The 26,322-nt window shown below is 53.9% G+C and carries 26 protein-coding genes, 1 tRNA gene and 1 pseudogene; 17 read left to right on the forward strand and 11 right to left on the reverse strand.

From position 1 onward, the window contains the following. Nucleotides 1-12: 12 nt before the first annotated feature. Both OCA8868_RS09915 and otnI read left to right on the forward strand, forming a co-directional pair. The gene (locus OCA8868_RS09915; protein WP_093996425.1) at nucleotides 13-897 is read left to right on the forward strand and encodes an NAD(P)-dependent oxidoreductase; all 885 of its coding nucleotides are present in this window, start codon (nucleotides 13-15) and stop codon (nucleotides 895-897) included. Between the two features lies 1 nt (nucleotide 898). Further along, nucleotides 899-1,669 (forward strand): 2-oxo-tetronate isomerase, encoded by a 771-nt coding sequence (gene otnI / locus OCA8868_RS09920; protein ID WP_093996426.1) that lies wholly within the window; start codon nucleotides 899-901, stop codon nucleotides 1,667-1,669. A gap of 3 nt (nucleotides 1,670-1,672) precedes the next feature. Here otnI and OCA8868_RS09925 read toward each other — a convergent pair whose 3' ends face one another. After that, entirely contained in the window at nucleotides 1,673-2,140 is a 468-nt protein-coding gene (locus tag OCA8868_RS09925; RefSeq protein ID WP_093996427.1) for an Lrp/AsnC family transcriptional regulator, read from the reverse strand. Nucleotides 2,141-2,264: 124 nt separating this feature from the next. Between OCA8868_RS09925 and OCA8868_RS09930 the strand changes: the two genes are divergently transcribed. Beyond that, entirely contained in the window at nucleotides 2,265-4,634 is a 2,370-nt protein-coding gene (locus OCA8868_RS09930) for a thiamine pyrophosphate-binding protein (RefSeq protein WP_093996428.1), read from the forward strand. Between the two features lie 249 nt (nucleotides 4,635-4,883). Here the strand turns inward: OCA8868_RS09930 and OCA8868_RS09935 are convergent, their stop codons facing one another. Beyond that, the gene (locus OCA8868_RS09935) at nucleotides 4,884-5,447 is read right to left on the reverse strand and encodes a hypothetical protein (protein ID WP_093996429.1); all 564 of its coding nucleotides are present in this window, start codon (nucleotides 5,445-5,447) and stop codon (nucleotides 4,884-4,886) included. A gap of 38 nt (nucleotides 5,448-5,485) precedes the next feature. Between OCA8868_RS09935 and OCA8868_RS09940 the strand changes: the two genes are divergently transcribed. The 3 genes from OCA8868_RS09940 (at nucleotide 5,486) to OCA8868_RS09950 (ending at nucleotide 8,976) form a co-directional block, all read left to right on the forward strand. Beyond that, nucleotides 5,486-5,659, forward strand: coding sequence for a DUF4365 domain-containing protein (locus OCA8868_RS09940; RefSeq protein WP_218822679.1), 174 nt, complete (start codon nucleotides 5,486-5,488; stop codon nucleotides 5,657-5,659). A 296-nt stretch (nucleotides 5,660-5,955) separates the two neighbouring features. Continuing rightward, nucleotides 5,956-7,266, forward strand: a complete 1,311-nt coding sequence (locus OCA8868_RS09945) for a tetratricopeptide repeat protein (protein WP_143849607.1) — start codon at nucleotides 5,956-5,958, stop codon at nucleotides 7,264-7,266. A gap of 261 nt (nucleotides 7,267-7,527) precedes the next feature. Further along, entirely contained in the window at nucleotides 7,528-8,976 is a 1,449-nt protein-coding gene (locus OCA8868_RS09950) for a WG repeat-containing protein (protein WP_179214839.1), read from the forward strand. Nucleotides 8,977-9,170: 194 nt separating this feature from the next. Here the strand turns inward: OCA8868_RS09950 and OCA8868_RS09955 are convergent, their stop codons facing one another. Further along, nucleotides 9,171-9,545, reverse strand: a complete 375-nt coding sequence (locus OCA8868_RS09955; protein WP_093996433.1) for a hypothetical protein — start codon at nucleotides 9,543-9,545, stop codon at nucleotides 9,171-9,173. Between the two features lie 107 nt (nucleotides 9,546-9,652). Between OCA8868_RS09955 and OCA8868_RS09960 the strand changes: the two genes are divergently transcribed. Continuing rightward, nucleotides 9,653-10,138, forward strand: a complete 486-nt coding sequence (locus OCA8868_RS09960; RefSeq protein WP_143849609.1) for a hypothetical protein — start codon at nucleotides 9,653-9,655, stop codon at nucleotides 10,136-10,138. On the opposite strand, the gene OCA8868_RS09965 is transcribed toward OCA8868_RS09960, so the two are convergent. The 4 genes from OCA8868_RS09965 to OCA8868_RS09980 form a co-directional block, all read right to left on the reverse strand. Continuing rightward, nucleotides 10,101-10,177: transfer RNA gene (locus OCA8868_RS09965), tRNA-Arg, on the reverse strand. The genes OCA8868_RS09960 and OCA8868_RS09965 overlap by 38 nt on opposite strands. Nucleotides 10,178-10,223: 46 nt before the next feature. After that, nucleotides 10,224-11,624, reverse strand: coding sequence for an ATP-binding protein (locus OCA8868_RS09970; RefSeq protein ID WP_093996435.1), 1,401 nt, complete (start codon nucleotides 11,622-11,624; stop codon nucleotides 10,224-10,226). Between the two features lie 30 nt (nucleotides 11,625-11,654). Then, nucleotides 11,655-13,073, reverse strand: coding sequence for a dihydrolipoyl dehydrogenase family protein (locus OCA8868_RS09975; protein ID WP_093996436.1), 1,419 nt, complete (start codon nucleotides 13,071-13,073; stop codon nucleotides 11,655-11,657). A gap of 2 nt (nucleotides 13,074-13,075) precedes the next feature. Further along, nucleotides 13,076-13,801 carry a TVP38/TMEM64 family protein gene (locus OCA8868_RS09980; protein WP_093996437.1) on the reverse strand — a complete coding sequence of 242 codons (726 nt, stop codon included), beginning with the start codon at nucleotides 13,799-13,801 and terminating at the stop codon, nucleotides 13,076-13,078. Nucleotides 13,802-14,112: 311 nt separating this feature from the next. On the opposite strand from OCA8868_RS09980, the gene rpmH reads away from it, so the two are divergent. Genes rpmH through yidD form a run of 3 tightly spaced genes read left to right on the forward strand, consistent with a single transcriptional unit; the run spans nucleotide 14,113 to nucleotide 14,870 of the window. Further along, nucleotides 14,113-14,247, forward strand: coding sequence for a 50S ribosomal protein L34 (gene rpmH, locus OCA8868_RS09985; protein WP_049833338.1), 135 nt, complete (start codon nucleotides 14,113-14,115; stop codon nucleotides 14,245-14,247). Between the two features lie 15 nt (nucleotides 14,248-14,262). Next, on the forward strand, nucleotides 14,263-14,652 hold the full coding sequence (gene rnpA, locus OCA8868_RS09990; RefSeq protein ID WP_093996438.1) for a ribonuclease P protein component: 390 nt from the start codon (nucleotides 14,263-14,265) through the stop codon (nucleotides 14,650-14,652). Then, nucleotides 14,649-14,870: a membrane protein insertion efficiency factor YidD gene (gene yidD, locus OCA8868_RS09995; protein WP_093996439.1), complete on the forward strand. Its 222-nt coding sequence runs from the start codon at nucleotides 14,649-14,651 to the stop codon at nucleotides 14,868-14,870. Before rnpA ends, yidD begins: the two co-directional genes overlap by 4 nt. Before the next feature lie 124 nt (nucleotides 14,871-14,994). Here yidD and OCA8868_RS10000 read toward each other — a convergent pair whose 3' ends face one another. Beyond that, a complete protein-coding gene (locus OCA8868_RS10000) occupies nucleotides 14,995-15,414 on the reverse strand; it encodes a hypothetical protein (protein WP_093996440.1) in 420 nt (139 codons plus the stop codon). 260 nt (nucleotides 15,415-15,674) lie between these two features. On the opposite strand from OCA8868_RS10000, the gene ttcA reads away from it, so the two are divergent. The 7 genes from ttcA (at nucleotide 15,675) to OCA8868_RS10035 (ending at nucleotide 21,830) form a co-directional block, all read left to right on the forward strand. Beyond that, nucleotides 15,675-16,532 (forward strand): tRNA 2-thiocytidine(32) synthetase TtcA, encoded by an 858-nt coding sequence (gene ttcA / locus OCA8868_RS10005; protein ID WP_093996441.1) that lies wholly within the window; start codon nucleotides 15,675-15,677, stop codon nucleotides 16,530-16,532. A 121-nt stretch (nucleotides 16,533-16,653) separates the two neighbouring features. Beyond that, nucleotides 16,654-18,435 (forward strand): membrane protein insertase YidC, encoded by a 1,782-nt coding sequence (yidC, locus tag OCA8868_RS10010; RefSeq protein ID WP_093996442.1) that lies wholly within the window; start codon nucleotides 16,654-16,656, stop codon nucleotides 18,433-18,435. Continuing rightward, a complete protein-coding gene (locus tag OCA8868_RS10015; RefSeq protein WP_093996443.1) occupies nucleotides 18,435-19,178 on the forward strand; it encodes an MOSC domain-containing protein in 744 nt (247 codons plus the stop codon). The genes yidC and OCA8868_RS10015 overlap by 1 nt, the downstream gene beginning before the upstream one ends. Next, nucleotides 19,178-19,828: a ribosome biogenesis GTP-binding protein YihA/YsxC gene (gene yihA / locus OCA8868_RS10020; RefSeq protein WP_093996444.1), complete on the forward strand. Its 651-nt coding sequence runs from the start codon at nucleotides 19,178-19,180 to the stop codon at nucleotides 19,826-19,828. The genes OCA8868_RS10015 and yihA overlap by 1 nt, the downstream gene beginning before the upstream one ends. Before the next feature lie 27 nt (nucleotides 19,829-19,855). Further along, nucleotides 19,856-20,722 carry an acetylglutamate kinase gene (argB, locus tag OCA8868_RS10025; RefSeq protein ID WP_093996445.1) on the forward strand — a complete coding sequence of 289 codons (867 nt, stop codon included), beginning with the start codon at nucleotides 19,856-19,858 and terminating at the stop codon, nucleotides 20,720-20,722. Further along, nucleotides 20,719-21,333, forward strand: coding sequence for a ferredoxin (locus tag OCA8868_RS10030; RefSeq protein ID WP_093996446.1), 615 nt, complete (start codon nucleotides 20,719-20,721; stop codon nucleotides 21,331-21,333). The genes argB and OCA8868_RS10030 overlap by 4 nt, the downstream gene beginning before the upstream one ends. Next, entirely contained in the window at nucleotides 21,330-21,830 is a 501-nt protein-coding gene (locus OCA8868_RS10035; RefSeq protein ID WP_093996447.1) for a SixA phosphatase family protein, read from the forward strand. The genes OCA8868_RS10030 and OCA8868_RS10035 overlap by 4 nt, the downstream gene beginning before the upstream one ends. On the opposite strand, the gene OCA8868_RS10040 is transcribed toward OCA8868_RS10035, so the two are convergent. From OCA8868_RS10040 to OCA8868_RS10050, 3 genes and pseudogenes are all read right to left on the reverse strand, one after another. Further along, nucleotides 21,827-22,618 carry an amino acid ABC transporter ATP-binding protein gene (locus OCA8868_RS10040; protein ID WP_093996448.1) on the reverse strand — a complete coding sequence of 264 codons (792 nt, stop codon included), beginning with the start codon at nucleotides 22,616-22,618 and terminating at the stop codon, nucleotides 21,827-21,829. The two genes, OCA8868_RS10035 and OCA8868_RS10040, sit on opposite strands and share 4 nt — an antisense overlap. 11 nt (nucleotides 22,619-22,629) lie before the next feature. After that, a pseudogene (locus OCA8868_RS16805) lies at nucleotides 22,630-23,271 on the reverse strand (amino acid ABC transporter permease); the annotation flags it as partial. A gap of 1,777 nt (nucleotides 23,272-25,048) precedes the next feature. After that, a complete protein-coding gene (locus tag OCA8868_RS10050) occupies nucleotides 25,049-26,281 on the reverse strand; it encodes an amino acid ABC transporter permease (RefSeq protein WP_093996450.1) in 1,233 nt (410 codons plus the stop codon). Nucleotides 26,282-26,322: the final 41 nt, after the last annotated feature.

A 26,322-nucleotide genomic window follows, 5' to 3' on the forward strand; every position in this document is an offset into this window, starting at 1 on the left:
GGGATTGCGCAAATGACTAAACCTTTGGGAAAGGTTGGCTTCATCGGGCTTGGATTGATGGGACTGCCGATGGCGCAGAACCTACTGGGCGCGGGCGCTGATCTGGTCGTGTTCAACCGCACTGCTGCCAAAGCGGAGCCGCTTATTGCAACTGGTGCCACCGCGTCCGACGACGTGCGCCAGTTGGCCGAACAAACGCGCGGCGGTATTGTGGTTATCTGTGTCAGCGACACCCCGGCGATGACCCAAACCGTAGAGGCCCTGACCTGTCAATATCTTGGTGGAACGCTGGTGATCGACATGGGCACCACTACGGTCGACGCAACGCGTTCGGCTGCGGCGCGTGTTGTTGCCGCCGGAGGCACGTTTGTTGACGCGCCAGTGTCGGGTGGTGCCGTGGGGGCCACCGAAGGCACGCTGAGCATCATGGCGGGGGGCGAAATGACCGACATAAAACGCGCGGCGGCAGTGTTCACCGTGCTCGGAAAATCTACCACCCATATTGGGCCAGTGGCGGCAGGACAGATCGCGAAAGCCGCAAATCAGGCGATCGTAGGGGCAACGCTTGGTATCGTTGGCGAAACCATGGTGTTGGCTAAAGCCGCAGGGGCCGACCCTGCAAAAATGCGTGAAGCATTGCTGGGCGGTTTTGCCAGCAGCCGCATTCTCGACCTGCACGGTCAGCGTATGATCGACCGCAACTTTGTGCCGGGTGGGCGCGCACGAACACAAGCCAAAGACCTCGTGCAGGCCGCTGATCTGGCGCAATCTCTGGGCCTCGATCTGCCGATCCTTTCGCAATGTCGCGACCTATGGCTGGAAATGGTCAACAATGGCATGGCCGATCTTGACCAGTCCGGCTATCTCGCTTTTGTTGAGTCAAAACAGGAGCAATGAGGTGCTGAATTTCGCAGCCAACCTGAGCTTTCTGTTTCCAACGCAAGCCTTTCCTGATCGCTTTGCCGCGGCTTCCGGCGTGGGGTTCAAGGCCTGCGAGTATCTGTTTCCATACGACTATGAACCGGATGAAATCCAAGGCCTGTTGGAAAAATCCGGATTGAAGCAAGCGCTATTCAACTTGCCCCCCGGCGATTGGAACGCGGGCGAGCGCGGCTTGGCCGCCATACCGACGCGCGTCCAAGACTTCGCAGCTTCAGTTGAAACCGCACTGCGTTATGCCGAGGCCACAGGATGTCAAAACTTGCACATTATGGCTGGCAACGCCGATCCGCAAAGCACCGCAATGCAAGACACCTTTCTGTCAAATCTCAGCCACGCCGCAGTGCGGTTGCATGACGCGGGCATCACTGCGTTGATCGAACCGATAAACCCCACAGACATGCCCGGTTATTTCCTGACCGAAGTCGATCAGGCTCTTGGGATCATCGACGCCGTCGCCGCGCCAAACCTGAAACTACAATATGATTGCTATCATCGGGCGATGGTCGGCAAGGATGTGATTGCGGGGTTGGAGCTGGCGGGCGACAGAATTGGCCACATCCAGATCGCGGGCGCACCGGGCCGGAATGAGCCGGGAACGGGCACGCTGGACTACGCTCCGATATTTATGAGGCTACAAGCGATGGGATATGATGGCTGGATTGGCTGTGAATATCGGCCCGCCGGAAAGACAGTCGACGGGCTGAATTGGCAGGCGGGCTGGGTCTGATCATCAGGGTGTTCGTGCGATACCAGCTTTGACACGCCTTAGTGGGATCGAGCTTTCAATGCCAGCGACGGGTGCAAGGCGGGTTAGCTTGGTGGTCAGGAATTGTTCGAATTCGCCCATGTCCCGCGTCACCACGCGCAGTAGGTAGTCGCGGTTTCCGGTCATAAGCCAGCAGTCAACGACCTCGGGCATCCGGCCGATGGCGTCCTCGAATTTGGCGAGCGCGTCGTCTACCTGCCGGTCGAGCTTAACCGACACAAAAACCGAAACGCCAAAGCCGAGACGTACCTCGTCGATCAGCGCAGCATACCCCCTGATGAAACCATGATCTTCCAGCCGCGCCAAACGCCGCGCGACGGGTGACGGACTTAGCCCTACGGCCTCGCTTAAGCCCTGCACTGTCAGGCGACCGTCACGGGCAAGGCAGCGAAGGATTCGTAGATCAAATTCATCCGTGACACCGGTTTCCATTAATATTCCCCATCTTGCACCGAATTCCACTACAAACCCGCAAACATCTGCTGATTTTGCCAAGAAACCCCTCGGATTTCAATCTAAACTACTAGAAGAATTGAATTTTCGCGGAAAAATCGCTATGAGCCAGCTAAAAACCATCGAGCAACTTTTGTTGTGGCATTCCCATTGGATGATCCACCACGCAAACCATATACGGCCCAAAATGGACGGGATTAAGGTCGGCGGGCACCAAGCTAGCTCGGCCTCGATGGTGTCAATCATGACCGCGCTCTATTTTTCGGCGTTGCGGCCCGAGGATCGGGTGGCAGTCAAACCGCATGCCTCGCCGATTTTCCACGCTGCGCATTACCTAATGGGCACCCAGACCCGTGAAAAGATGGAGAATTTTCGCGGATTTGGCGGAGTTCAAAGTTATCCATCCCGCACCAAGGATATCGATGATGTGGATTTCTCAACTGGGTCTGTCGGGCTAGGTGTCGCGATCACATCTTTTGCCTCAATTGTTCAGGATTACATTGCCGCCAAAGACTGGGGCAAAGGTGCGCCGATGGGCCGGATGGTGGCGCTAGTGGGTGACGCCGAACTGGACGAAGGCAACATCTATGAGGCTTTGCAGGAAGGTTGGAAGAACGATCTGCGAAACACCTGGTGGGTAATCGACTACAACCGCCAGTCGCTCGACGGGATCGTGCGCGAGGGCCTGTTTGAACGGATCGAAAAGACTTTCGATGCTTTCGGTTGGGATGTAGTGCGGGTCAAACATGGTGCGCTACAACGCGCCGCGTTCGACGAACCGGCCGGCAGCAGATTGCACGATTGGATCGATGCCTGTCCAAATCAGGAATATTCCGCGCTGACGTTCATGGGGGGTGCCGTCTGGCGCAAGCGCCTGATGGAGGATCTGGGCGATCAAGGTGATGTCACGGCGTTGCTGGATCGACGCAATGATGAGGAACTCGCTGCGCTGATGGAGAACCTCGGCGGCAACTGCGTTGAGACCATGGCAGCAACATTTGACGCCATCGACCACGACCGACCCACTTGCTTTCTAGCCTATACCATCAAAGGCTGGGGCACACCCATCGCGGGTCATAAAGACAATCACGGCGGCTTGATGAACAAGACCCAGTTTGCCGCATGGCAAGACCATATGGGGATTGTGGAAGGGCAAGAATGGGAGCCTTACACCGGTGTCGACGATGTTCCCGCGCTCAAACGCTTTTTGGCCGAAGTGGCGTTTTTTGCTGATGGTGCGCGCCGCTTTTCGGATGCTAAACTGGATGTGCCTGAGATTGATATCAGCACGGATCGCGAAATTTCGACTCAGATGGCTTTTGGCAAGGTTCTCGATGAATTATCCAAAGGGGACAGTGATCTGGCCGCGCGGATCGTCACCACCTCACCGGATGTGACGGGCACCACAAATCTTGGCCCTTGGGTCAATCGCCGCAAGTTGTTTGCCCGCGCAGAAAAGGCAGATGCCTTCATCGAACACCGCATTCCGTCGACCGCGAAATGGACATTCATCCCAGAAGGTCAACACATCGAACTGGGCATCGCCGAAATGAACCTGTTTTTGTTGCTTGGTGCGGCGGGCCTTTCCCACTCGCTGTTTGGAAAGCGGTTGATCCCGATCGGCACGTTGTATGATCCCTTTGTGTGTCGCGGGCTCGATGCCTTGAATTATGCCTGCTATCAGGATGCGCGCTTTATGGTGGTCGGAACGCCTTCGGGCGTGACGCTGGCCCCCGAGGGCGGCGCGCACCAATCCATCGGGACGCCGCTGATTGGAATGAGCCAAGACGGGTTGGCTGCGTTTGAGCCCGCCTTTGCCGACGAGCTGGCGGTGATTATGGAATGGGCGTTTGACTACCTGCAACGGGACGGCGATGGCGACCCGGACGAGCGCACGTGGCTGCGCGATGAAACCGGCGGCAGCGTTTATCTGCGCCTGACAACAAACCCAATTGAACAGCCCGGAAAACGCAACGACGACGACTTTCGTCAGGGGGCCATCGACGGCGGCTACTGGTTGCGCAAACCGGGACCAAACTGTGAGGTGGTGATTGCCTATCAGGGGGCGGTGGCATCAGAGGCGATCAAAGCCGCGGGGATCATCGGTGAAGGACGGCGCGACGTCGGTGTGCTGGCCGTGACCTCGGCGGATCGGTTGAACGCCGGCTGGACTGCGGCGCAACGGGCGCGGGCGCGTGGCGCCGCGCATGCCCAATCGCATGTCGAAACTCTCACCAGTGAACTGCCACCGCACTGCAAGATGATCACCGTTATCGACGGCCACCCAGCGACGTTGGCATGGCTAGGCGGTGTACAAGGTCACCAGACGATCCCGCTTGGCGTAGAACACTTCGGTCAAACCGGCACCATTGGCGATCTGTATGAGCACCACGGCATAAGTGCTGGCGCAATTGCCCGAAAAGTTCAGGAGTTAACAGTTGGTCAGAGGGTCCTAGCGCCCTTGCCAAAATAGGGGTACGGCGTCAATCAGAGTGATGCGCGGCATTCTTCAAAGGCGTTTGCTCCCAAAGAGATCATCTCCGCCGGAGTTGTTCCGCGGCGATTAACCAATACATCAAAAGAACTACAGGATCCGCTACTTACTTTGACGGGAACCCCGGCAATGTTCGTCATTTTTGAATGCTTCCTATGTTTCTTGAGCGGTCAGTAATAAACCAGAGTGTGACTAAGACCGTCTATCGGCGATTCTCAAGAGGCTGTTTCAGACTGAGAAGTCGACCAACACCCAATCAGTGGACGTCAACCTCCATCCGAAAACAGACTCTTTAACTTGGGGTGATAAGGCATCATTAATTTCTTTTGCCAATGGACCTAAATGGCCTCTCAGACACGCATCACAGAGCGTGTCTAGTGCTGGGTTTGTGCTTTGAAAACTCACCCTGTCTCGCAGCAAGTCGGTGCATTCACGATAAAAACCGTGCGCCAGAAGCTCGTCTGCCGTCTGAAGCAATCTGAAAAAGTCCCAGTCATCAGCATCATCAAGAGATGCCATTAGGTTCTCTTGTTCCTGAGAAGTCTCGGAACTTTCTACGGGCAGGTTTTCGAAATCCGCTGGATTGGTTTGGATTACAAAGGCGCGCTCGTAGGCTGACTTCATCAGCACCAACTCCGTCGGCTCCGGGGAAATTGCGGTCAATTCATCAAGTGCTTCGTCTGCAGTATCTCGGTCTAGCGAATTGATGCCTATTCTGGCTTTCGTCGCGAGGGCATGCGTTTTCAACCCGTCGACAGGTCCAGCAGACAAGACTGCTTCTATGCGCGCCAATGCCTCGGAAATCGCTCCGTTCTTGGCTTCAATTTCCGATGTTGCCTGATGCTTGGGCACTTCGCCGGAAAGACAAGGACTACGGCGTAGATTTGGAGATCGAATTTTTCGACGACGAAGGAAAGTCTACAGGGCTCATGTTCTTCGTCCAACTTAAGGCCACTGACGACATTGCCAAAGCGCAGTCGGTTCCAATGAAGGTCGACCGCTAGAGTACTTGGCGTCACTAGATGCGCCTTCCATGGTAGTCCGTTATTGCGAACCCAGTAAGACGTTCCATTGGCTATGGCTTTCGGAAATCTATGCACGCAATCCCCCACCAAAGACAGAGACCATCACTATCAGGTTCGAGCCTACGGACGTATGGAGTGATGACACATCGGACAGAATCCCCACTACCCTACAAACCTATCGTACTTTGCGAACAGGCTCCTGTAGCATACCTTTCGGATTGGAAATTCACTGCAATCAATCTGAACCAAACGCCGCTTTTGCTATGAACGTCGCTGTGAGCGAAATTGTAGGGGTCTCCTCGCGATTTACGACTAATTGTAACCCCGAAACCTGCCTGACGCTGCTCATCTTGTTAAAGGGTGAAACGCTGCGGGTTTCGATAGACTCCATCGCATCGATCTCCATCGCAATTGATCCCACCGATCAAGATGAGACTCTCCAGATCCTCAGCTATGTGATCGCTTGCATGGCCCTTCGTTCGGATTTCAAAGATCACTTGCATGATTTGGCTGGTTACTTTGTGCGTGAGAATATTTCTTGTGAATGCAGGGAGCTTGCCTCTGTTGTTACGTCCGGTGTTGTCGACAATTGTGAAATGGCGGCGATCATCGCAAGCATCAACGGGATTCATGAAAGGCAAGACGACAACTATTCGCGATACATCCACGCCCAGCTTAGTTGCCCCGCGCCACACGAAGAGAAACTATCGGCGCTGCAACGTTTCTACAAGGATGCCATTGATGCACACGCCACTCGTTCAATGCGCGAACAGGCAGTCATACACTACTCTTTTGGAAATTCACTGCGGGTTGCATTCGAATACAAGGCCGCGTTCAAGCAATTTAACTTAGCGCGACGCAAGTATCCCAGATATCTCGAAAAGGGTTACTTTCTTGCGGAATTGGGGGCCACGCTCTATTTTTTGAAGCGGTATCGACTGTCATCAAAGGTCTATGAAGCAGCACATGCGATTAAAGCCAGCGCGCAAACTGCAATCTGTGCGGGGGACGCATACTTGTTCAGTGGCCAACCCGACAAGGCAAAGAAACTCTATGATGAAGCTTCAAAGTCCAACGACCAATTCGAAGCCACCGAGGGGAATGTCAAGGCTCATGCGGCAAGTTGGCTTGTCGAGTTCCTCAAGCAAAACAATCTCGACCAAAATACATTACTATCCAAATCAGAATTCTGGTCCGATGTAATGCAGAACGCCATTGACGGTGAGCATTACGAGCATGCCTTTTGTGCGTCGATTATTCTGAGCTACCTATTGGAGAATGATCCAGCAGCATGGACGAATGCAATCCAAATTTCGTTTCGGTTAATGTTGGAAGGCGGCGAACCTTCCATAATGATATCGACGCTGTCATGTGCTGTGCAACGATGCGGGTACCACGCATATTCTTACTTCAGACGCATTCTTGTCAGCAATGGATGCCCACCAGACGTTGTTCCGATGCTTGATCAGATCGCAAAAACCTTACAAGACGAACGAGCTTCCGTTGAACAGCCCTCGACGATCCTGCGCCTCGTCGAGCCGCCATCATTTGATACAGTATTGCGATACGAACATAGCGAGAGATAGTGTCGACTTAGGCTGCGATGCAGTCATACAGCATGTCAAATGCTGCGCAAAAGATCAACGTCCGCTTCGGGGAAGCTGCGGCGCAGCGGCCGAACGCATGGGCAATGGCCGGTTTGGGCCGTTCGTGTCGTGTGATCTCGGTTGATAACCTATGATGCCGCGATGCGGCTAATGGCAGGAATAAGCCCATCTTGACCGATGCTGCACGATACATGAATGTTCGCTTGTTGTTTCCGGCGTTTTGCAAGGGTGTTTCTAAACATGAGAAGTCTATCAGCAACCTTAGTTGCCATTAATGTTGTGTGCGCATCGCAAGTTTTGGCTCAGGAGGAGGACTGGACTATTCGCTGCGGAGGCGATTTTGACCTGTGCGGTTTCTATGACCGAGAGACTGGCGACCAAAAAGTACCACGTATTTATGAACGTATCATGCCATTTAGCGAGGGGCTTTCTGCTGTAAGATTTGAAGGGAAGTTTGGTTTCATAGATGCTCAAGGAGAGATGGTGATCGAGCCGCAGTTTGATCTCGCAGGGCGGTTTCGGTTTGGATTGGCCGAGGTGCTAGTCGGCGAGTTCGTTGGTATTGTGAACCGGGCAGGAGAGTTCATGATGGAACCTGCGTATGCACGTGCCGTTCCTATAGGGCCTCGAGCGATATTGGTTGAAGCAGGAAGCTGGAGCTCATCCTATTATGCGGGTCACGAACGATTAGACTATGATTTCATAGGAATGAGGCGGGCCGACGGATTGTGGATCAATTTTAGGTATTGGTCAGTTGTACCGGGGTCTCGGCTAAGATTTAAAATCTTCGACCCTAAGGGGGGTGAGCTTATTTGGGCGGGTATTCAATTGCGACACGCTTCCGATATTCGATACGGCCTGTTTTCAATGCAACGCGGGGATTGGTGGACGCTTCCTCAATACACTAGAATTGGGCAACTTTCCGAAGGCTTGGTGGTTGCTCGAACGGATGACGGAAACACACACGTTTTAGATGAAAAAGGCGTACTGCAGTTCGAATCTGCTTTTTCGAACGTCGGGGTCTTTGAGAACGGATTTGCGAGAGTTATTGTCCGCAGTGAGGATGGGAACCTTCAATACGGTGTTTTGAGCGCAACCGGGGATTTGGTCGGCGGTCAGCTTTATGACGAAGTTCGCATACCGAGCGAGCGGAATACATGGCAAATTCTAGTTGAAGGTAAGTGGTTCGAGGTAAATGCCGATGGTAGTTTAACGGAGGCCTTACCGTTACCGGAGCGAGTGCGTCCACAAGTTATAGGTCGTGAAAGGGAAGAGTTGGGACCATTGGATTGCAATAATGGTGTAACTATTTTTGAGGGTATGGATGCTTCGGGCCAAAGTTACGGTATGATGTCCGCTGATGGCACGATCCTGATTGATCCTGAATATGATGCCCTAACCTGCTTCCGGTCTGGAGTGGCTTGGGCTGCAGACTTTGGTGACGGCGCTTGGTGTCCGGTTGGTCCAGATGGTCTGCAGCGAGAAATCCCAGCGTGCCGGACAAGCCATTATCCTATAACCTGGTCACACCATGGCGCGGAGATACTTGATCCAGATCCGTTTACGAGCAGCGTGAAATGGGTTCGCGCATATCTTGCGTTCGAGTGCGGCGGGGCGAATGAAGCGCCAATGTTTGTCGGCGATGGAGTTCAAGGGCATGGAATAATGCCTGCAGTTAGGTGCGATTGAAGACCGCCTTGAGATGAAGTCATTTGTGAAAGTTGTAACCGCAAAGCCGACATTCACGTATTCAAGGCGAAAGCCTACTTAGTCCCGCGTAGTCGTCATCCAGCATACGGAAATGCTGCGCTCATGGGGCAACGTACGCTATGCGGGCTGCAACCGCAGCATCTTGACTGGTCGTGAAAAGTAGATTTGGGCCGTCACCTTTCCAATCTAACAACCTTGCGGTGGACATTACACTCATTCTCATTAACCCATTTAATAAGCCGTTCGACCTCAAGAGGTATCCGATCAGTCGCCGCTGTGATCATCACAAAATCCGTGATACCTTCGTCGTTTTCTTCCCAGATTGGATCGATTTGGCCGTTGGGCATTTGCGGCAATCGGTTGATACCAGCTCGGATCGAGGTGCTTGCTGTTTCGTGGTCACCTAATCCGACAACGTTCCACTGATCACCACGCCCTTGAAAAGCGATGGTGTGTCCGTCTGTGGAGCTGTTCAGTTCAAGGCTAAACCGTTGGCCAAATCTGATGACTTGATCGACTTTTTCAAGCTGGCTTTCTCTCTGAACCACGCCAAGTGACGATGGCACCAATGCAAGGTTAAGGCCTGTTTCATTGGCTTGAAGGAGAGTTCGCAGGGCTGATCAAAGACCTGCAACCAACAGAAGGCTTGTTCGCCGTGACCAAGCGCATGTTCAAAGATGCGTGGGGGCAACGACAGCAACAGGCGGATGCCAATCAAGATGTTCTGCGAACACAACGTCGGACGGTTGAGAAACAAATCGAGGGTTTTTTGGACCGCATTGTCGCGTCTAACAGTGGAACCGTCATCGCAGCCTATGAGAAACGCATCGACACATTGGAAAAACAAAAACTGATTTTGGACGAAAAGCTCTCAAACCGAGCCCCAAAACAAGGCACCTTCGAGCAATTGTTCGAACACGCTTTGGTATTTTTAGCAAACCCTTGGAAACTCTGGGAAAGTGATAACCTCGCCCTGCGCAGAACGCTCCTAAAACTCGCCTTTGTGGACCGCATAGCATACTCGCGACAGACAGGACTTCGAACACCAAAAACCACCTTACCGTTCAAGGTGTTAGGGCAATCCTACATGAATGAATGTAAAATGGCGGACCGAGGAGGATTCGAACCCCCGACCCCCTGATTCGTAGTCAGGTACTCTATCCAGCTGAGCTATCGGTCCACTGCGGGCGATGTAGCCGCCACGCGAGACCATTGCAAGGGGCAAACTACGCAATCTGCGGGGAAAGTGTCAGGTCGGATTTTGGAAGGTTAATAACAAAGCGCGTTCCGGTCTCGTCTGTACGTTCAAGTTCGAGGCGCCCACCATGTCCGCGTACCAGTTCCGCAGCGATAGCAAGGCCAAGGCCAGAACCGCCACGCGTTGTGCCACCCTGGAATGCCTCAAACAGATGTTCACGCGCCTTAGGGGGCAACCCTGGACCGGTGTCGGTCAAGGCAATCGTCCAGACATCATCATCTTCATCGCCAGAAATCGCGATCTCTCCGGCTTTTCCTGTCGCAATGATGGCTTGTCTGGCGTTGCGCACGAGGTTGCCAATCACGCGGTAAAGCTGCTCACCATCGGCACGCACACTCATTCCGGCGGGGATGTTTTCAGCGAATGACACATCATGATCCCCGACGGCCAGCCGTTCACCGGCAACAACATCATCCACAATTTCGGAAAGCGAAACGCGTTCAAGGCGGGGTGCAGGTTCATCGACACGGCCAAACGCCAAAGTGCTTTCGCAAAGATTGACCGCACGGGTAATCGAATTCACAAGCTTAGGCGCAAGACGTCGCACGGACGGGTCCTCCGAGGACTCGATGCGATCGGTGAACAGCACCGCTGAGGTCAGGATATTACGCAGATCATGGCTGATCTTGCTGACGGCCCCGCCAAGCTGGGCAAGGCGTTCTTTCTGTTTCAATGCCCCTGTTAGCTGCGTCTGCATGGATGCAAGCGCGTCCTCCGCTTCGCGAAGTTCTGTAATTCCGGCCGTAGGCATAATGATGCGGCGCGCGTCTTCGGGGGCCTTTGCATAGGCCTGCATGTGATCGACAACGCCGCGCATTGGTTTCACGATGAAACGGCGCACTGCGAGGAACAGCAAGCTGGCAGTGATGATCGAAATGACTGCGGACAAAATCAAGATGTTGATGCCGTACTCGATAAGGGCAGCGCGCAACGGTTTCGTCGGCAGGGTGATTTCAATCAGCAAACCGCCGTCCTGAACGGGATTGCCGATCACACGGATCACGCGTTCTTCAGTATCACCAAGGCGCATCATCGTGTCTTTGATCAGCATCCATGCCGGCGGGTCACGCATATCAAATGTCTTGTGGATCGGCGTGGGAATGGGTGACGAAAGGATCAATTGGCGCACTTCGTCGCGGCGTAAAACCACGTTATACACGCCTGCGTTTTCCAGAAGTTCGGCCTCTAGCTCAGGCGAAATCATATCTTCTGCAAGCAACGTCAGTGATGCAATTTGCGCACGTTCCAAATGGTTAAGGAAGTAGTCTTCGCGAAAACGCGCCACGGACGGCACGAAGATCAACAGTTCAGCAATCAACACGAACACCGTCGTGAGGATTAAGAAGCGCCCTGATAGGGAGTTGAGCATTATACCGTCCGTTCTACGAGTTACGCCGCTTTATGGCAGCCAGCGCTGTACAAAGCCAACGATCGTCTTGACCTTGCTGCTTTCAAATAGCTTCGGGCTAAAATAGGCACCCGCAGCGCGTTTGTTAATCTCAGATACGGTTGGATAGGGTAAAACAGTTGCAGCGATCTGCGACATTTTCATTTTATTCGCGATTGCCATCGCCCACATGCTGATCAATTCGCCCGCCATTGCGCCCGCGATTGAGGCACCGACGGGTTTGCCTTTAACGATCATCACCTTGATAAGGCCCGTTGTTTTGCCTTCTGCGATGGCGCGGTCGTTCTCGTGGTAAGGGAAGCGCACGACTTCCAGACGCGCCCCAAACTTTTCTTTCGCCTGCGCCTCCGTCAGGCCAACCTGCGCGAGTTCTGGATCAGTATAAGTCGCCCAAGGAATGTGATCCGTGCGCTGTTTTGACGGCAGCCCGAACAGCATGGACTTGATCACAACGCCCGCGTGATAGCCCGCAACATGGGTGAACTGCAGCCCACCAGCCGCATCACCAACGGCATAGACCTTTTTGTTGGTGACAGAACGCAGGTTGTCACCCACCTCAACACCACCACGGCCCCATTTAACGTTCGCCTTATCGAGGTCGAGCTTTTCGACATTCACCTTGCGACCAACAGCCATCAGCAAATGCGAGCCTGTGAAATCACCCTTGGGTGTATGGACAGTCACGTTACCTTCAGATCCGCTTATCTTAGTAGCCTGTGCTTCCTCAATAATCTCAACGCCTTCAGCGCGAAGTTTATCGAGCACGACAGCCGCCATCTCAGGGTCATCCTTACCCATCGCTTTTGCGCCTTCAATGACGGTCACTTTTGACCCAAGACGCACATGCGCCTGCGCCATTTCCATACCGATTGGCCCGCCGCCAACGACGATCAGATGCTCGGGGCGTTCGCGCAATTCAAAGATGTTTTCGTTTGTGTAAACATCTACATCTTCCAAGCCCGGGATTGGCGGCACAAAAGGGCCGGAACCCGTGGCGACAATAAAACGGCGTGCCTCAATGATGGTATCGCCAGCCTGCACTTCGGTCGGGCTGATGAATGCGCCAAACTCAAGAATGACGTTCACGCCGAAACCCTCAAACCGCTCTTGGCTATCGACGGGCTCAATCGTCTCAATCACTTTGCGCACATGGTCTTTGGCGGCCGCGTAATCGACTTTGGGTTTCACGGCCGTGACACCAAGGTCGCCGGTATTGGCCATCGCATAGGCCTGCTTGCCCGCCGCAATGAGCGCCTTGGACGGAACGCAGCCGTAATTCAGACAATCCCCTCCCATTTTGTGACCCTCAAGCAGAACCACTGAGGCCCCCATTTGCGACGCACCAGCGGCGATAGACAACCCGCCAGAACCGGCCCCGATAATACAAACGTCAGTCTTGATACGGTTCATGATTACAGACCCTTTTTGCCGCGCACGGCCTTGATGAGAATTGGAAGAACAGCCAGCACACACAGCCCGATGATCGGCAGCAGGATGTGTGGCTCAAAAATAATGCCGAGGTTCGGCGTCTCGCCCTTGGCAAAAACCTCACCCAGCCCAGCGCCAACCGATGTATAGACAATCGATCCCGGAATAATGCCAAAGAACGTCGAAATCACAAATCGACGCAATGGAACCTCAAGGAAAGACGGAATCAGGTTGGCAAGGAAGAACGGAACAGCAGGCACAAGGCGGATCAGGAACAACATAGACCATTGGTTTTCATCGATACCGTCTTTGATCTTTTTGACGATTCCGTCCGACCCTTCGAGTTTCGCACCCAACTGCTTACCGAATCCCCAACGCGCTGCCAAAAAGATCGCGGTCGCGCCGATTGTTGCCCCTGTAACGTTGAAAATAAAACCGGGGAACGTCGAGAACAGGAAACCACCAGAAAGCGTCAAGATTAGTGCACCGGGAAGGCTGAATGCGACGGCCACAGTATAGATCGCGATGAAGACAAGTACGGTTAGAACGTAATTGGCGTCTCGAAACGCGATCAATGCCTCCCGATTCTCTGCCAGCGCGTCAAACGTCAGGTAGTCCCGCAGGAAATAGGCGCCAAGTATGGCAACAACGCCGATCACAATGATCGGCAGGCGCTTTAACAACGCATTAGGTTGGGATGCTTCAGTCATATCGGTCACGTCTCTGATCCTTAGGAATGTCTTGTTGAACACTAGATGGACGAGCGAGGCTAATCTGGGTAGGTCTGTGCGGGTTGCATCACGGCCCATTGATGGCAAAAGCCATTTTCGTGTGGTTTTGTTGCAAAAGTCGTGAAGACTGTAACATTTGGATTGCAGGAATCTGGATTTGTTGCAGAAATTCCGCCCCACGCACGCCAGATCACGTTGACACACGCCCAGACCCCTCCTATTAGCTGAGCTTCGAGATTAAACGGGGTTCGAATCCATTCACGGATTTGCCCATAGACCGGAGAGACGCAATGAAGCGTACATTTCAGCCTTCCAACCGCGTTCGCAAGAACCGCCACGGTTTCCGCGCACGTATGGCCACCAAAGCTGGCCGTAAGATCCTGAACGCACGTCGTGCGAAGGGTCGCGCAGAACTCAGCGCATAATCGCGTACGAAGTCTATGACTTCGGGTGATGAAAAGTTTGAAACCGCCACAGCACAGCCTGCGGCGGTTTTTGCTCGTTTGACTGTCATGAAAAAGCGGTCCGACTTTGTTGCTGCGTCCAAGGCGCGTTATCAAACATCGCCAAGTCTGACCGTTCAGATGCGCAACCGTGGTGACGATGACCCCACGGTACGTGTCGGTTTCACCTGTTCCAAGAAAGTCGGCAACGCCGTCGCCCGCAACCGTGCCAAACGCCGCCTGCGTGAAATTGCACGGCTCGACCTGCCCGCCTTGGCCAAAGCTGGCCATGACTACGTTCTGATCGGCAAAAAAGAAGCCACCGCAACGCGCGACTTTGAAGCCCTGCGTGCGGACTTCGCCAAAGCGCTCGGGAAATTGTCATGACCCCCCTCGCCTTCGTGCTGTCCCTACCGATCCGGTTCTACCGCCTCGTATTTTCGCCATGGGTCGGCCACGGCTGCCGATACCACCCAACCTGCAGCGCCTACATCATGGAAGCCCTGTGCAAACACGGCGGCATCAAAGGAACCATCCTATCCGTCCGCCGCGTCGCACGCTGCCACCCTTGGGGCGGCTCAGGCGTCGACAACGTTCCGGATTAGTTGGACGTCCACAATGCCGACGAAACTGTCGTTGGTCAAATTTGATCCAAACTCTGCCTTCGGATTGGTACATTCCCAATAAGGTCGTTTTTAAACGCCAAGTTCTAATGCAACGGACGTAAAGTTAAGCTTGTAATAACTTTTTAAAATCGGCAGCAGATTCCGGCGGGTAACATTCGATCCCGACCAAAAAATTGGAGTCGAAGTTTTGCCGGAAAAGTTGCTGCGCTTCATCTACGTCGTGTTCTTCCGCAGAGGCACCACCAAAAATACTCCCGTCTTTTGCAAAGGAGACAAATAGGTGGCGCGCTAGCCCCTTTGCCCTCAAATTCCGAAGATAAATGGCACCAAACGCTGTGGGAAAACTAGTCAAAAATACAATTGCATCCAGATATGTATCAAATAGTTCCGGCTCTGGGCTTTTGTCAAAGTAGCAGGCGAAGTCGTCAGCGGAGGGAACAAACTCTCCTGAAAACAAACTCAGAAAACGATCAACCTCTTCGCCAGAGCGTTGGGGAAGTTGCGCCACTAGATCAATTAGCATTTGGGCTCCTCACCAGATTACTACCTCCATTTTAGACCCAACAAAGGCCTCAAAGGCAGGTTTCTCTTTTTGGCATAAGAAACCGCTCTTATACAAATCCGCCTTCCTGATCTTCCATAAACGTCATCGCGATCTATGATGTCTTTCGGTGAACCGACGTCATACAAATGTACATACGGGATGTGTACAGGTTGTGTACGCATTGTGTACGTGGATTTCGCCCACTTGTGGGCCGAACCTTGCGCCTGTAATTCATCCCCATGCTTGATGAACCAGATGACATTCACCCGCTGTTTTACGGCGCACCAAAAACCACTGAGTTCAAGAAACTCCGCAAGCGGCTTGTGCAAAACACACGCGAGGCGATTGAGGCCTACGGCATGGTCGATGCGAATGGTGAGCGTGCGAAATGGCTTGTTTGCATGTCGGGCGGCAAGGACAGCTATACGCTGCTCGCGGTCCTGCACGAATTGCAGTGGCGCGGCCTTTTGCCCGTTGATTTATTGGCCTGTAACCTTGATCAGGGTCAGCCCAATTTCCCTGCGACGGTGCTGCCAAAGTTTCTGAGTGATATGCAAGTTCCGCACCGGATTGAATATCAAGACACCTATTCGATTGTCGTCGATAAAGTGCCTGCTGGTCGCACGATGTGTGCTTTGTGTTCTCGTCTACGGCGCGGGAACCTTTATCGGATTGCCCGTGAAGAAGGCTGTAGCGCGGTTGTGTTGGGGCACCACCGCGATGATATCCTTGAGACCTTCATGATGAACATGTTTCACGGATCCCGCCTCGCGACGATGCCACCAAAACTGCTGAACGAAGAGGGCGACTTGTTCGTCTATCGTCCTCTCGCCCATGTCGCCGAAGCCGATTGCGAGAAATTCGCCAGTGCGATGGGTTACCCGATTATTCCATGTGACCTTTGCGGGTCGCAAGACGGGCTGCAGCGCCAACAGATCAAAGCCATGTTGGATCAGTGGGAAGCCAACACGCCGGGGCGTCGCCAACAGATGTTCGGGGCGCTTACAAACACCCGCCCGTCGCACCTATTGGATCCGTCAATTTTCGACTTTAAGGGATTGCAGCGCCGAATAGGCCCGAACGAGAACAACGTCTAAGCCCCCTACCCCGTGACAAAGCAGCCGATAGTCCACGAAAACAAGGCGAAAGCGCTTGACCTTTGGTGCTCTGACCTGTTGAACCTGCCTGATATTTCAACAGCAGTTTCAGGCGGCTTCCATGGACGACCAGAACAAGAACCTCATCCTCGCAACAGCCCTCAGCTTCCTCGTGATTCTGGTATGGTTTGTCTTATTTCCGCCACCAGAACCGACCGAGCCTGCACCGAACGCGGAAGTTGCTGCGACAGAAACCGGCACGCTTGGCGTTGACGCCGAGGTACCTGTTCAAGTCGGTGAAGCCACTGTTGTTGCGCCACTTGCTCCTGAAGAAGCGATCGCAAACGCGCCTCGCGTAGCGATCGATAGCGAAAGCTTGATCGGCTCTTTGACTTTGACAGGTGGTCGTCTTGATGACCTATCCCTTAAGGCGTACCGCGATACGCTTGAAGAAGGATCAGACCTTGTTCGCCTTCTCGCACCGATTGGCACCGATCATCCTTATTATGCATCCCATGGCTGGGTCGCAGCCGTTGGCGCGACTGCGGATCAGGTTCCGACAGCATCTACTGAATGGCAGATCGAAAGCGGTGAAACGCTTTCCGAAGGTAACGAGGTAACCCTCGTTTGGGACAACGGCGCCGGCTTGATCTTCCGCAAGACATTCTCAGTAGACGAGCACTTCTTGTTTACGGTTACACAGTCCGTCGAAAACACAACGGGTTCTGAAATCGCACTGCGCCCTTACGGGCTGGTCGCGCGCCACGGTGAGCCTGAGCAAATCGGCTTCTTCATTCAGCACGAGGGTGTCGTGCGGATGTCTGACGGGTCGATGGAAGAAATCAACTACGATGATATGCCCGACCTCACGACAGATGAGGGCCGTATCGAGGTTGAGGAAAACGGTTGGATCGGCTTTTCAGACCAGTACTGGATGACAGCGCTGATCCCAACTCCAGGTCGGGATTTCCGCTCAACAGCCAAGCACGCAAATGACATCTACCAGATCGAAACCGTTTACCCGATGGTTACCGTTGCCGCAGGCGCTTCTGCTAGCGCTGAGACCCAGTTCTTTGCCGGTGCGCAGGAATGGGAAGTCATTCGCGGGTACCAGAATGACCTTGGCATTGATCGCTTCCTCGACAGTATCGATTGGGGTTGGTTCTTCTTCCTGACGAAACCTATTTTTGCTGTTCTACATTGGCTCAACGGGCTGATCGGCAACATGGGTTGGTCCATCATTGGCCTGACTCTGATCATCAAGGCGCTGCTACTTCCACTTGCGTACAAATCATACGTTTCAATGGCGAAGATGCGTGAGTTGCAGCCTGAAATGGCAAAGCTGAAAGAAGCAGCAGGCGATGACCGTGAGAAACTCCAGAAGGGCATGATGGCGCTCTATAAGGAGAACAAGGTGAACCCTGCATCCGGTTGTTTGCCTATCTTGATGCAAATTCCGATCTTCTTCTCGCTCTACAAGGTTATCTTTGTCACCATCGAACTGCGCCACGCGCCTTGGATCGGCTGGGTCAACGACCTAAGTGCGCCTGACTCCTCATCCTTGTTCAACTTGTTTGGGATACTCCCGTGGGATGCACCTGCGCCAGAATCCATCTTGTCGCTGATCTTTATCGGAATCATGCCGATCGTGCTGGGTATCTCCATGTGGCTCCAGCAAAAGCTGAACCCAGCCCCCACAGAACCGACGCAAAAGATGATCCTTGCGTGGATGCCTTGGGTTTTCATGTTCATGCTCGGCAGCTTTGCCAGTGGCCTTGTTCTGTACTGGATCGCGAACAACACGATCACCTTTATCCAGCAGTACGCCATTATGCGCAGTCAGGGCTTTAAGCCTGATGTCTTTGGCAACATTTTGGGTCGCAACAAAACGGACACTGAGTAATGGGAACGGTCGCTGAACTTTGGCGGCACCCGATAAAAAGTCACGGCCGCGAAACGCTCGCGGCTGTGGACCTGCAAACGGGCAAGTGCCTGCCTTGGGACCGTCACTGGGCGGTAACCCATGATCTGACCAAATTCGATGGGTCCGGTTGGGTAATGTGCCGAAACTTCATGATTGGTAGCCGGACGCCAAACCTTGCGGGTATTTGGGCGGAACTAGACGAGGCAACGGGCCAAATCACACTGCGCCATCAAGATCTCGGTGCGATTACATTCAATCCAAATGAAGACGCCCCAGCGTTTCTGGACTGGGTCGCGCCACTCTGCCCGACTGGCCGTGCGGTGCCCACAGGAATCGTATCCGTTGAGGGGCGCGGAATGACTGACTCGGATTATCCGTCTGTGTCCATCATGACCCGCTCTAGCCATGCCGCCGTAGAAGACGCGATCGGGCAACCGCTCGAACATGAGCGTTGGCGTGGCAACATCTGGCTCAATGGCACCCAGCCTTTCGAGGAGTTCGATTGGATCGGCAAGACGATCCGCATCGGCACTGCCGAGCTCGAAATCCGCGAGCCAATCGAGCGCTGCATGCACACGGCATCCAACCCTGTGACAGGTGAACGCGACGCGGATACACTTGGCACATTGAACTCAAAATTCGGCCACCAAAACTTCGGCGTCTACGCCGTCGTTACCAAAGATGGCCATGTCGCACTCAGCGACCAAGCAGAGGTGCTATAATGCAGCTTCCATTCCCAGCCGCCGAAGAACCGGATGATGAAACACGCGAAACGGGCCGCAAGATGTTTGCGGGCGAAACCGACTTCGTTAAAGGCGTTGTCGCGATGGATGGCCTGCCCGAAGCAGACCGTCCAGAAGTCTGCTTTGCTGGCCGTTCCAACGTGGGCAAATCCAGCCTGATCAACGCATTGACGGGCCGCAAAGGGTTGGCACGTGCATCAAACACGCCGGGCCGCACGCAAGAGATCAACTATTTCACCGTTGGCGAAACCCACTACCTCGTCGACCTTCCGGGCTATGGCTATGCCAACGCGCCTGTTGCTGTCGTCGAGAAGTGGCAACGCCTGCTTAAGAACTATCTGCGTGGTCGTGTGACCTTGCGCCGTGCGTTCGTTCTGGTTGATGCACGCCACGGAATCAAGTCCGTTGATGAGGAAATCATGGCACTGCTGGCCAGCGCCGCAGTGACGTTCCAATGCGTCATGACCAAGACCGACAAGCTTAAGAAAGGCGAGTTGGACAAGGTGTTGGTTCAGGTACGTGAGAAACTGCAAAAGTTCCCCTCTGCCTACCCTGAACTCATCATCACTTCCTCTGAAAAGGGTGAAGGTATTGAAACGTTGCGCGCCATCATCGCTGGGTTAGACTGACCCCAAGACGACGCCCATAGGACAGCCATGAGAAAGCAAGATATGAACCGCGATTGGATCGCCACAGCCGCCACGCTCAGCGCGGCGCTGCCTTATCTGCAACGCTACAATGATGCGATTGTTGTCATCAAACTGGGTGGCCACGCGATGTCGTCGGATGAGGCGATGGAAAACTTCGCGCGTGACGTCGTGCTGATGCAGCAGGTTGGCGTGAACCCTGTGATCGTCCATGGCGGTGGCCCGATGATCAACGAGATGCTCGAGAAACTCGACATAAAATCGGACTTCGTGAACGGCAAACGTGTAACGGACAGAGCAACTGTTGAAGTTGTTGAGATGGTTTTGTCCGGTCGTGTAAACAAGTGGATCGTGAATGCGATCAACCGTCAGGGTGGGCGTGCAGTCGGGCTGTCCGGCAAGGACGCGAACCTGATGACCTGTGATCAGGATGCGCCGGAGTTGGGTCTGGTCGGCACGCCAGCCGAGATCGACACCAAGGTCCTCAAGACTTTGTTTGAGGCCAACACTATTCCTGTTATCGCCCCACTTGGCGCTGGTCGCGATGGTGAAACGTTAAACGTAAACGGCGACACGGCGGCAGGTGCCTATGCATCCGCGTTGAACGCTGACCGCCTATTGTTACTGACCGATGTGTCTGGTGTGAAAGACGGTGGCGGCAATGTTCTGACCGAACTGACGCCAGAACAGATCGCCGACTTGACCGCATCTGGTGTTATCGCAGGTGGTATGATCCCCAAAACGCAGACCTGTCTTGATGCTATTTCAGATGGCGTTCGTGCGGCGGTCATCCTAGACGGCCGCGCACCCAATGCCTGCCTGCTTGAGCTGTTCACCGAGCACGGTGCGGGGTCCATCATTCGGGCCGCGAAGTGACGCTGGACGAGGTGAACGCAGCAGCATCGGCGCTGCACCTCACCGCGCTTGGCGGTTTTCATGAAGACGGAAAAACAACGATCCTGCTTGGCCCGCTTGAGCCCGGATTTTGGCCGTTCGTGACCGACCATCCAGATTTCAAAGGCGATGATCCGCTCGACAATTGGTCGAGCGCGGTGATTTCCACGTTGGCGGATAACCTGAACGCACAGGCCGTGTTTCCCTTCGGTGGGCCGCCCTTTCACCCATTCATTGCGTGGGCGCTGCGCAGTGGCGAAGTTTGGACAAGCCCTGTCGGTTTGCTCGTCCACAAGGACGCGGGGCTTTTGGTGTCCTATCGCGGGGCGCTAGTGTTTGACTGTGAAATCCCACTACCTGCCCCTGCGACAAGTCCCTGCGACAGCTGCACAGACAAGCCCTGCCTTACTGCCTGCCCCGTCTCAGCCCTTAGTCCTAGCGGTTACGATGTAGTTAGCTGTAAGGCCCACATGGACGTTGATGAGACATGCCGCGTAGCCTGCCGCGTGCGCATGTCCTGCCCAGTCAGCCAATCCTACCACCGCGACCCCGCACAAACCGCATTCCACATGGAGGCCTTCCACCCGTCATGACAAAACGCTTGATCCTGATCCGCCACGCCAAGTCGAGCTGGGACGCCCCATTCGATGACCATGCACGCACACTTAACGACCGCGGGCGCGAAGCCGCAATCACCATTGGCGGTTGGTTGCGCGAAAAAGGCTATCTGCCGGATACGATCTACAGCAGTGATGCGGCGCGCACGCAGGAGACAACGGAACGGCTTGTTGCCGCACTGGGCACGACGCCACCGGTCTCCTTCAAAGACAACATGTATCACGCGCCGCCAGCCACCCTGATGCGTGTGCTTCAAAAGGCTGAAGGCGACACGGTTGCGCTTGTCGCTCATAACCCCGGCATTGCATACTTCGCGGAAGAGATTGTCGCGCAAAAGCCCGATCATCGTCGTTTCCTAGACTACCCAACTTGCGCAACACTGGTTTGTGACTTCCCAATAACGACTTGGGCCGACGCGGTCTCCCGGTCGGCCCAAGTGGTGGATTTCGTCGTCCCGAAAGACCTAGTTTAGTGACCTAGGATCTGGCTAAGGAACAATTGTGTGCGTTCTGATTGTGGGTTGTTGAAGAACTCTTCCGGCTCGTTCTGCTCAACGATTTGGCCGGCATCCATAAAGATAACGCGGTTTGCAACCTGACGGGCAAAGCCCATTTCGTGCGTTACGCAGATCATTGTCATGCCTTCTTCAGCGAGCTCAATCATCGTGTCGAGAACTTCCTTGATCATCTCAGGGTCAAGCGCGGAGGTTGGTTCATCAAACAACATGATACGCGGCTTCATGCAAAGCGAACGGGCAATCGCAACACGCTGCTGCTGACCACCGGACAATTGACCCGGATACTTCAAAGCCTGATCAGGGATTTTCACCTTCTCAAGGAAGTGCATCGCGATTTCTTCGGCTTCTTTCTTTGGTGTTTTACGAACCCAGATAGGCGCCAACGTACAGTTTTCCAAAATCGTCAGATGCGGGAACAGGTTGAAGTGCTGGAAGCACATACCGACTTCTGAGCGGATCTTGTCGATGTTCTTGAGGTCAGAGGACAGCTCGGTGCCATCCACCATGATCGTGCCCGCTTGGTGTTCTTCCAGACGGTTGATGCAACGGATCAGCGTGGATTTACCGGACCCTGACGGGCCACAAACCACGATACGTTCGCCTTGGTTCACGGTCAGGTTGATGTCGCGCAGCACGTGGAATGTGCCGTACCACTTGTTCATATCGGTGATCTGGATTGCGACCTCGTCAGAGACCTTCATCGCTTCGCGATTGATCGCGCGTTCTGTTGTTGTGTCAGACATTGATGGTCTCCTTAACGGTGCTCACGTTGAAGCTTTTTCTCGAGGTGTAGGGAATAACGGCCCATGCTGAAGCAGAAGATGAAGAACAGCACGCCGATAAAGACGAAGAGTTCCCAATAGATGCCGTTCCAGTCCGTATCCGCACGGATGGCGCCAGCAAGGCCAATTGGGTCAAACAGACCGATGAAGACCACCAGAACGGTGTCTTTAAACAGGCCGATAAAGGTGTTCACGATGCCCGGTATTGAGATTTTCATCGCTTGGGGCAGCACGATCAGCTGCATGGACTGCCAGTAAGACAGACCCAGCGAGTCCGCGCCTTCATACTGACCCGTCGGCAGCGCCGCGAGGCCACCGCGGATAACTTCCGCGATATAGGCAGCAGCAAACAGTGTCACCATGATGATAACCCGCAACAACAAGTCAAAGTTTGACCCCGGTGGCAGGAAGTAGTTGAGCAGCAAGGACGCTGTGATCAACCAAACGATCAATGGTACGCCACGAATGACTTCGATGAAGGCCACACAAATCTTATTGACGAAGAACAAGTGTGACTGTCTGCCAAGCGCCAGCAAGATACCCAATGGCAAGGACAGCACAATGCCCGCCACGCCAACGATCAGCGCCAGCATAAAGCCACCGATTTCGCGGCTATCAATGGGAGCAAGGCCAACGCGACCCAATTCAGCGTAGGTATCACGAACAGAAGCTTCGATGCTGAGTTCCTGATTCCGCGCATTGAGGTAGATCGACAACAAGCCGCGTTCTTCGTTTGTGGCATCTTCCGGCAGTTGATTGACGTTGATCATGTTGCGTTCTGGACATGGCTCCAGAAACGCTGGCAACCACCTCAATAACCAATGGGGCTTGCACACGATCTGTTCACGGGCCGTTGCTGTAAGTTCACGCAATTGAGGCAAAGATGCCTCGCGCTCGTTCAACGACGCCAAAGCACTCATAAAGCCATTCGCTTCCGTCGCCTCCGACGAAACGCGGAACACTTCCTGAGACAAACTAGATTCTTCGTTGCGAAGGGCCGTGAGACCCGCCATTTGGCTCACCAGCTTTGCTTGAGGCGCCTCCAGATCATCTGCATTCGTCGCGACGATCTTTGCACGGATGGTTTCCAACGAAGATATGTTTGTGGAAAGCGCTGCCATCGCGGTTTCAACGTCTGCACGCAAAGCCGCCAAATCTGCCGCTGTCGTGGCCGTTGTTATGCTTCCTGCACGTTCAATCAAACCGGCAAGCGGATCGATAAGCTCGGCTTTGTCGACCATCGCGGAAACATCTTCCAGAATGGACGCGTCCTCTTGGGCCGCACTTGCGACCATTATTTCGGAAACTTCCGTCAGGTCAGCCGTATCCTCTTCAAGATCAGACAGAGCGCCAGACAGCAGAGACCCAATGTTGCCAATCAATGTATCAGCTGACGCAGCCGCGCGCTCAGCCTCAGCAATTGCCGCTTCACTGTCGGATGTCGCTGCTGGTGCGCGCCCCCATTCGGTCAGAATGTCCGAAAGGTCTTCGATACTTTCTTGCGCTGCATCCAGTTGTTCAAACGCAGCGGTTTTGGGTTCGATCTGTTGCTCAATCGCAAATTCACCAACGCGGATGCCCGCCATCTCGATGACCGTTGCATTTTTCTCTTCGAGCGCGGCGGCGATGTCCGCCGCTTTGTCTTCTCCCGCAGCTTCTAGTGCAGCGATTTCAGCGGGAAGTTCCGCTGTGCGTGCTTCTATTGCTGCAAGAGTTGTGTCGAAACGTCCAGCGCCGATGGACTTGTGCAAAGCATCACTGAGCGGCGACATTACGGCCCCCCACCAAAACAATGCAGCCGCCAACGCAAGAAGGTTTGCAACGATTGGTCCAGTAACTTTGCTGAGAATCTTGAGTACAATAAAGCCTGCGACAAAACCAAAAGCGGCGAAAATGGGTGTCCAAAATGATCCACCCCAAATCAACCAAACTGCAAGGAATGGGAAAGCGAGCGAAAACCACATCATTTTGCTTGGCACTTTGTCTGCAAAAAGTATCGGAGCGAGTGCAACGAACAGCAGAACGAAGGCCAATATTGGACGCCAGTACGCTTCTGGCGGGTAGAACCCGAACAAAAGTTGCAGCCAGCGATCCTCGATCACGGCCCAACACGCACCGTCATGACTTGTTTTGTAGAACGAAAACAGGACTTCGCGGCATTCCGTCAGCGAGCCCGCGTTCCAGACCCCGCCGAACGCCCAAGGCAAGATCGACGCGAGGACAATATAGATAACGTATATGGAAATCGCGGTAAGGAAGATGTTCAACTTACTGGAAAACAGGTTCTCACGCATCCACTTGATTGCGCCTTTTTCACCTATCGGGGGTGACTTTTCTGGCAGCATTTTGTCGCGAACGTAGCCGACGCCGTGTGTGTTTGTATCGGTCATATCAACGCTCCTGCAGCTGAGTGCGGTTGTTGTAGACGTTCATCACGCCCGAAATCGCAAGGCTAAGCGCCAAGTAGAAAGCCGCCATCAACAGAATGCCTTCCAACTCTCGCCCTGTTTGGTTGATCGTGATGCCACCCAATGTCGCGCGGACGTCCATGTAGCCGACCGCAATCGCCAGCGAGGAGTTCTTTGTCAGGTTCAGGTACTGCGAAATCAGCGGGGGAATGATCACTCGCATCGCCTGCGGCAGAATAACCAGGTTCATCGTGCGATTAGGACGCAGGCCCAGCGCTGCTGCAGCTTCGGACTGACCTTTGGAAATCGCCAGAATACCTGAACGAACGATCTCGGCGATGAATGCACCTGTATAAAGCGACAGAGCGATCCAGAGCGCGATCAGCGAGTTGCGAAGATGAATTCCGTCCGTGAAATTGAAGCCCTTGATATAAGGGATCTGCAATTGCACGCCCATCAGGAACATCAAAACGCCAACTGGAACGACAAAAAGCCCAAGCTGCTGGTACCAGGTTGTGGGACGAATACCTGTGCTTTCCTGTATCGCATCTGCGCGTCGACGAACGAAGCGGATGGCAAAAATACTCGAGATTAGGACCGCAATAATGAGAAGCCAGTTCAGCAATGGGGATCCAAGGAGACCATTTTCAAACACGACGCCAGGCACATATACGCCGCGGTTCGTCACCGCGACGCTGTCACCCAAAAGCATGGAAGCATCGCCACCAACCTTGAAGTCGCGCGGTTGCGGCATGCTTTCGGTCATGATCGCGAAGATTGCGATAATCCAAAGCAACAATGGAACGTTACGGAAGCCCTCGACATAGACGGCCATCAGACGGCTCACGACCCAGTTCTTGGAGAGACGTAGAACACCAACGAATACGCCGATGATTGTAGCCAAGATGCATCCGAGGAACGCAATTAGAAGCGTATTCAAGATGCCGACGATAGCGGCACGCAGGTGTGTAGACTGAGAGGTATACTCGATCAGTCGCTGGTTAATATCATAGCCCGCTGGCTGTGTCAGAAACCCGAAATTGAAATCTTTGCCCAAGGCGGACAGGTTTTGGATGGTATTGTTCACGAGCCAATACAGCCCCAATACGACCAAGATCATCGCTATGACTTGAATGGTGATCGAGCGGTACCGCGTATCATAGATAAGCTGGCTAAGCCGAAAGCTGGCCTTCGGAGGATCCGTAAGCGTCGTCATCCCTATACTCCCTGGTCCTAATCATCTCTACGCCGGTTGAT

Source organism: Octadecabacter ascidiaceicola, assembly GCF_900185015.1.
Taxonomy (GTDB): domain Bacteria; phylum Pseudomonadota; class Alphaproteobacteria; order Rhodobacterales; family Rhodobacteraceae; genus Octadecabacter; species Octadecabacter ascidiaceicola.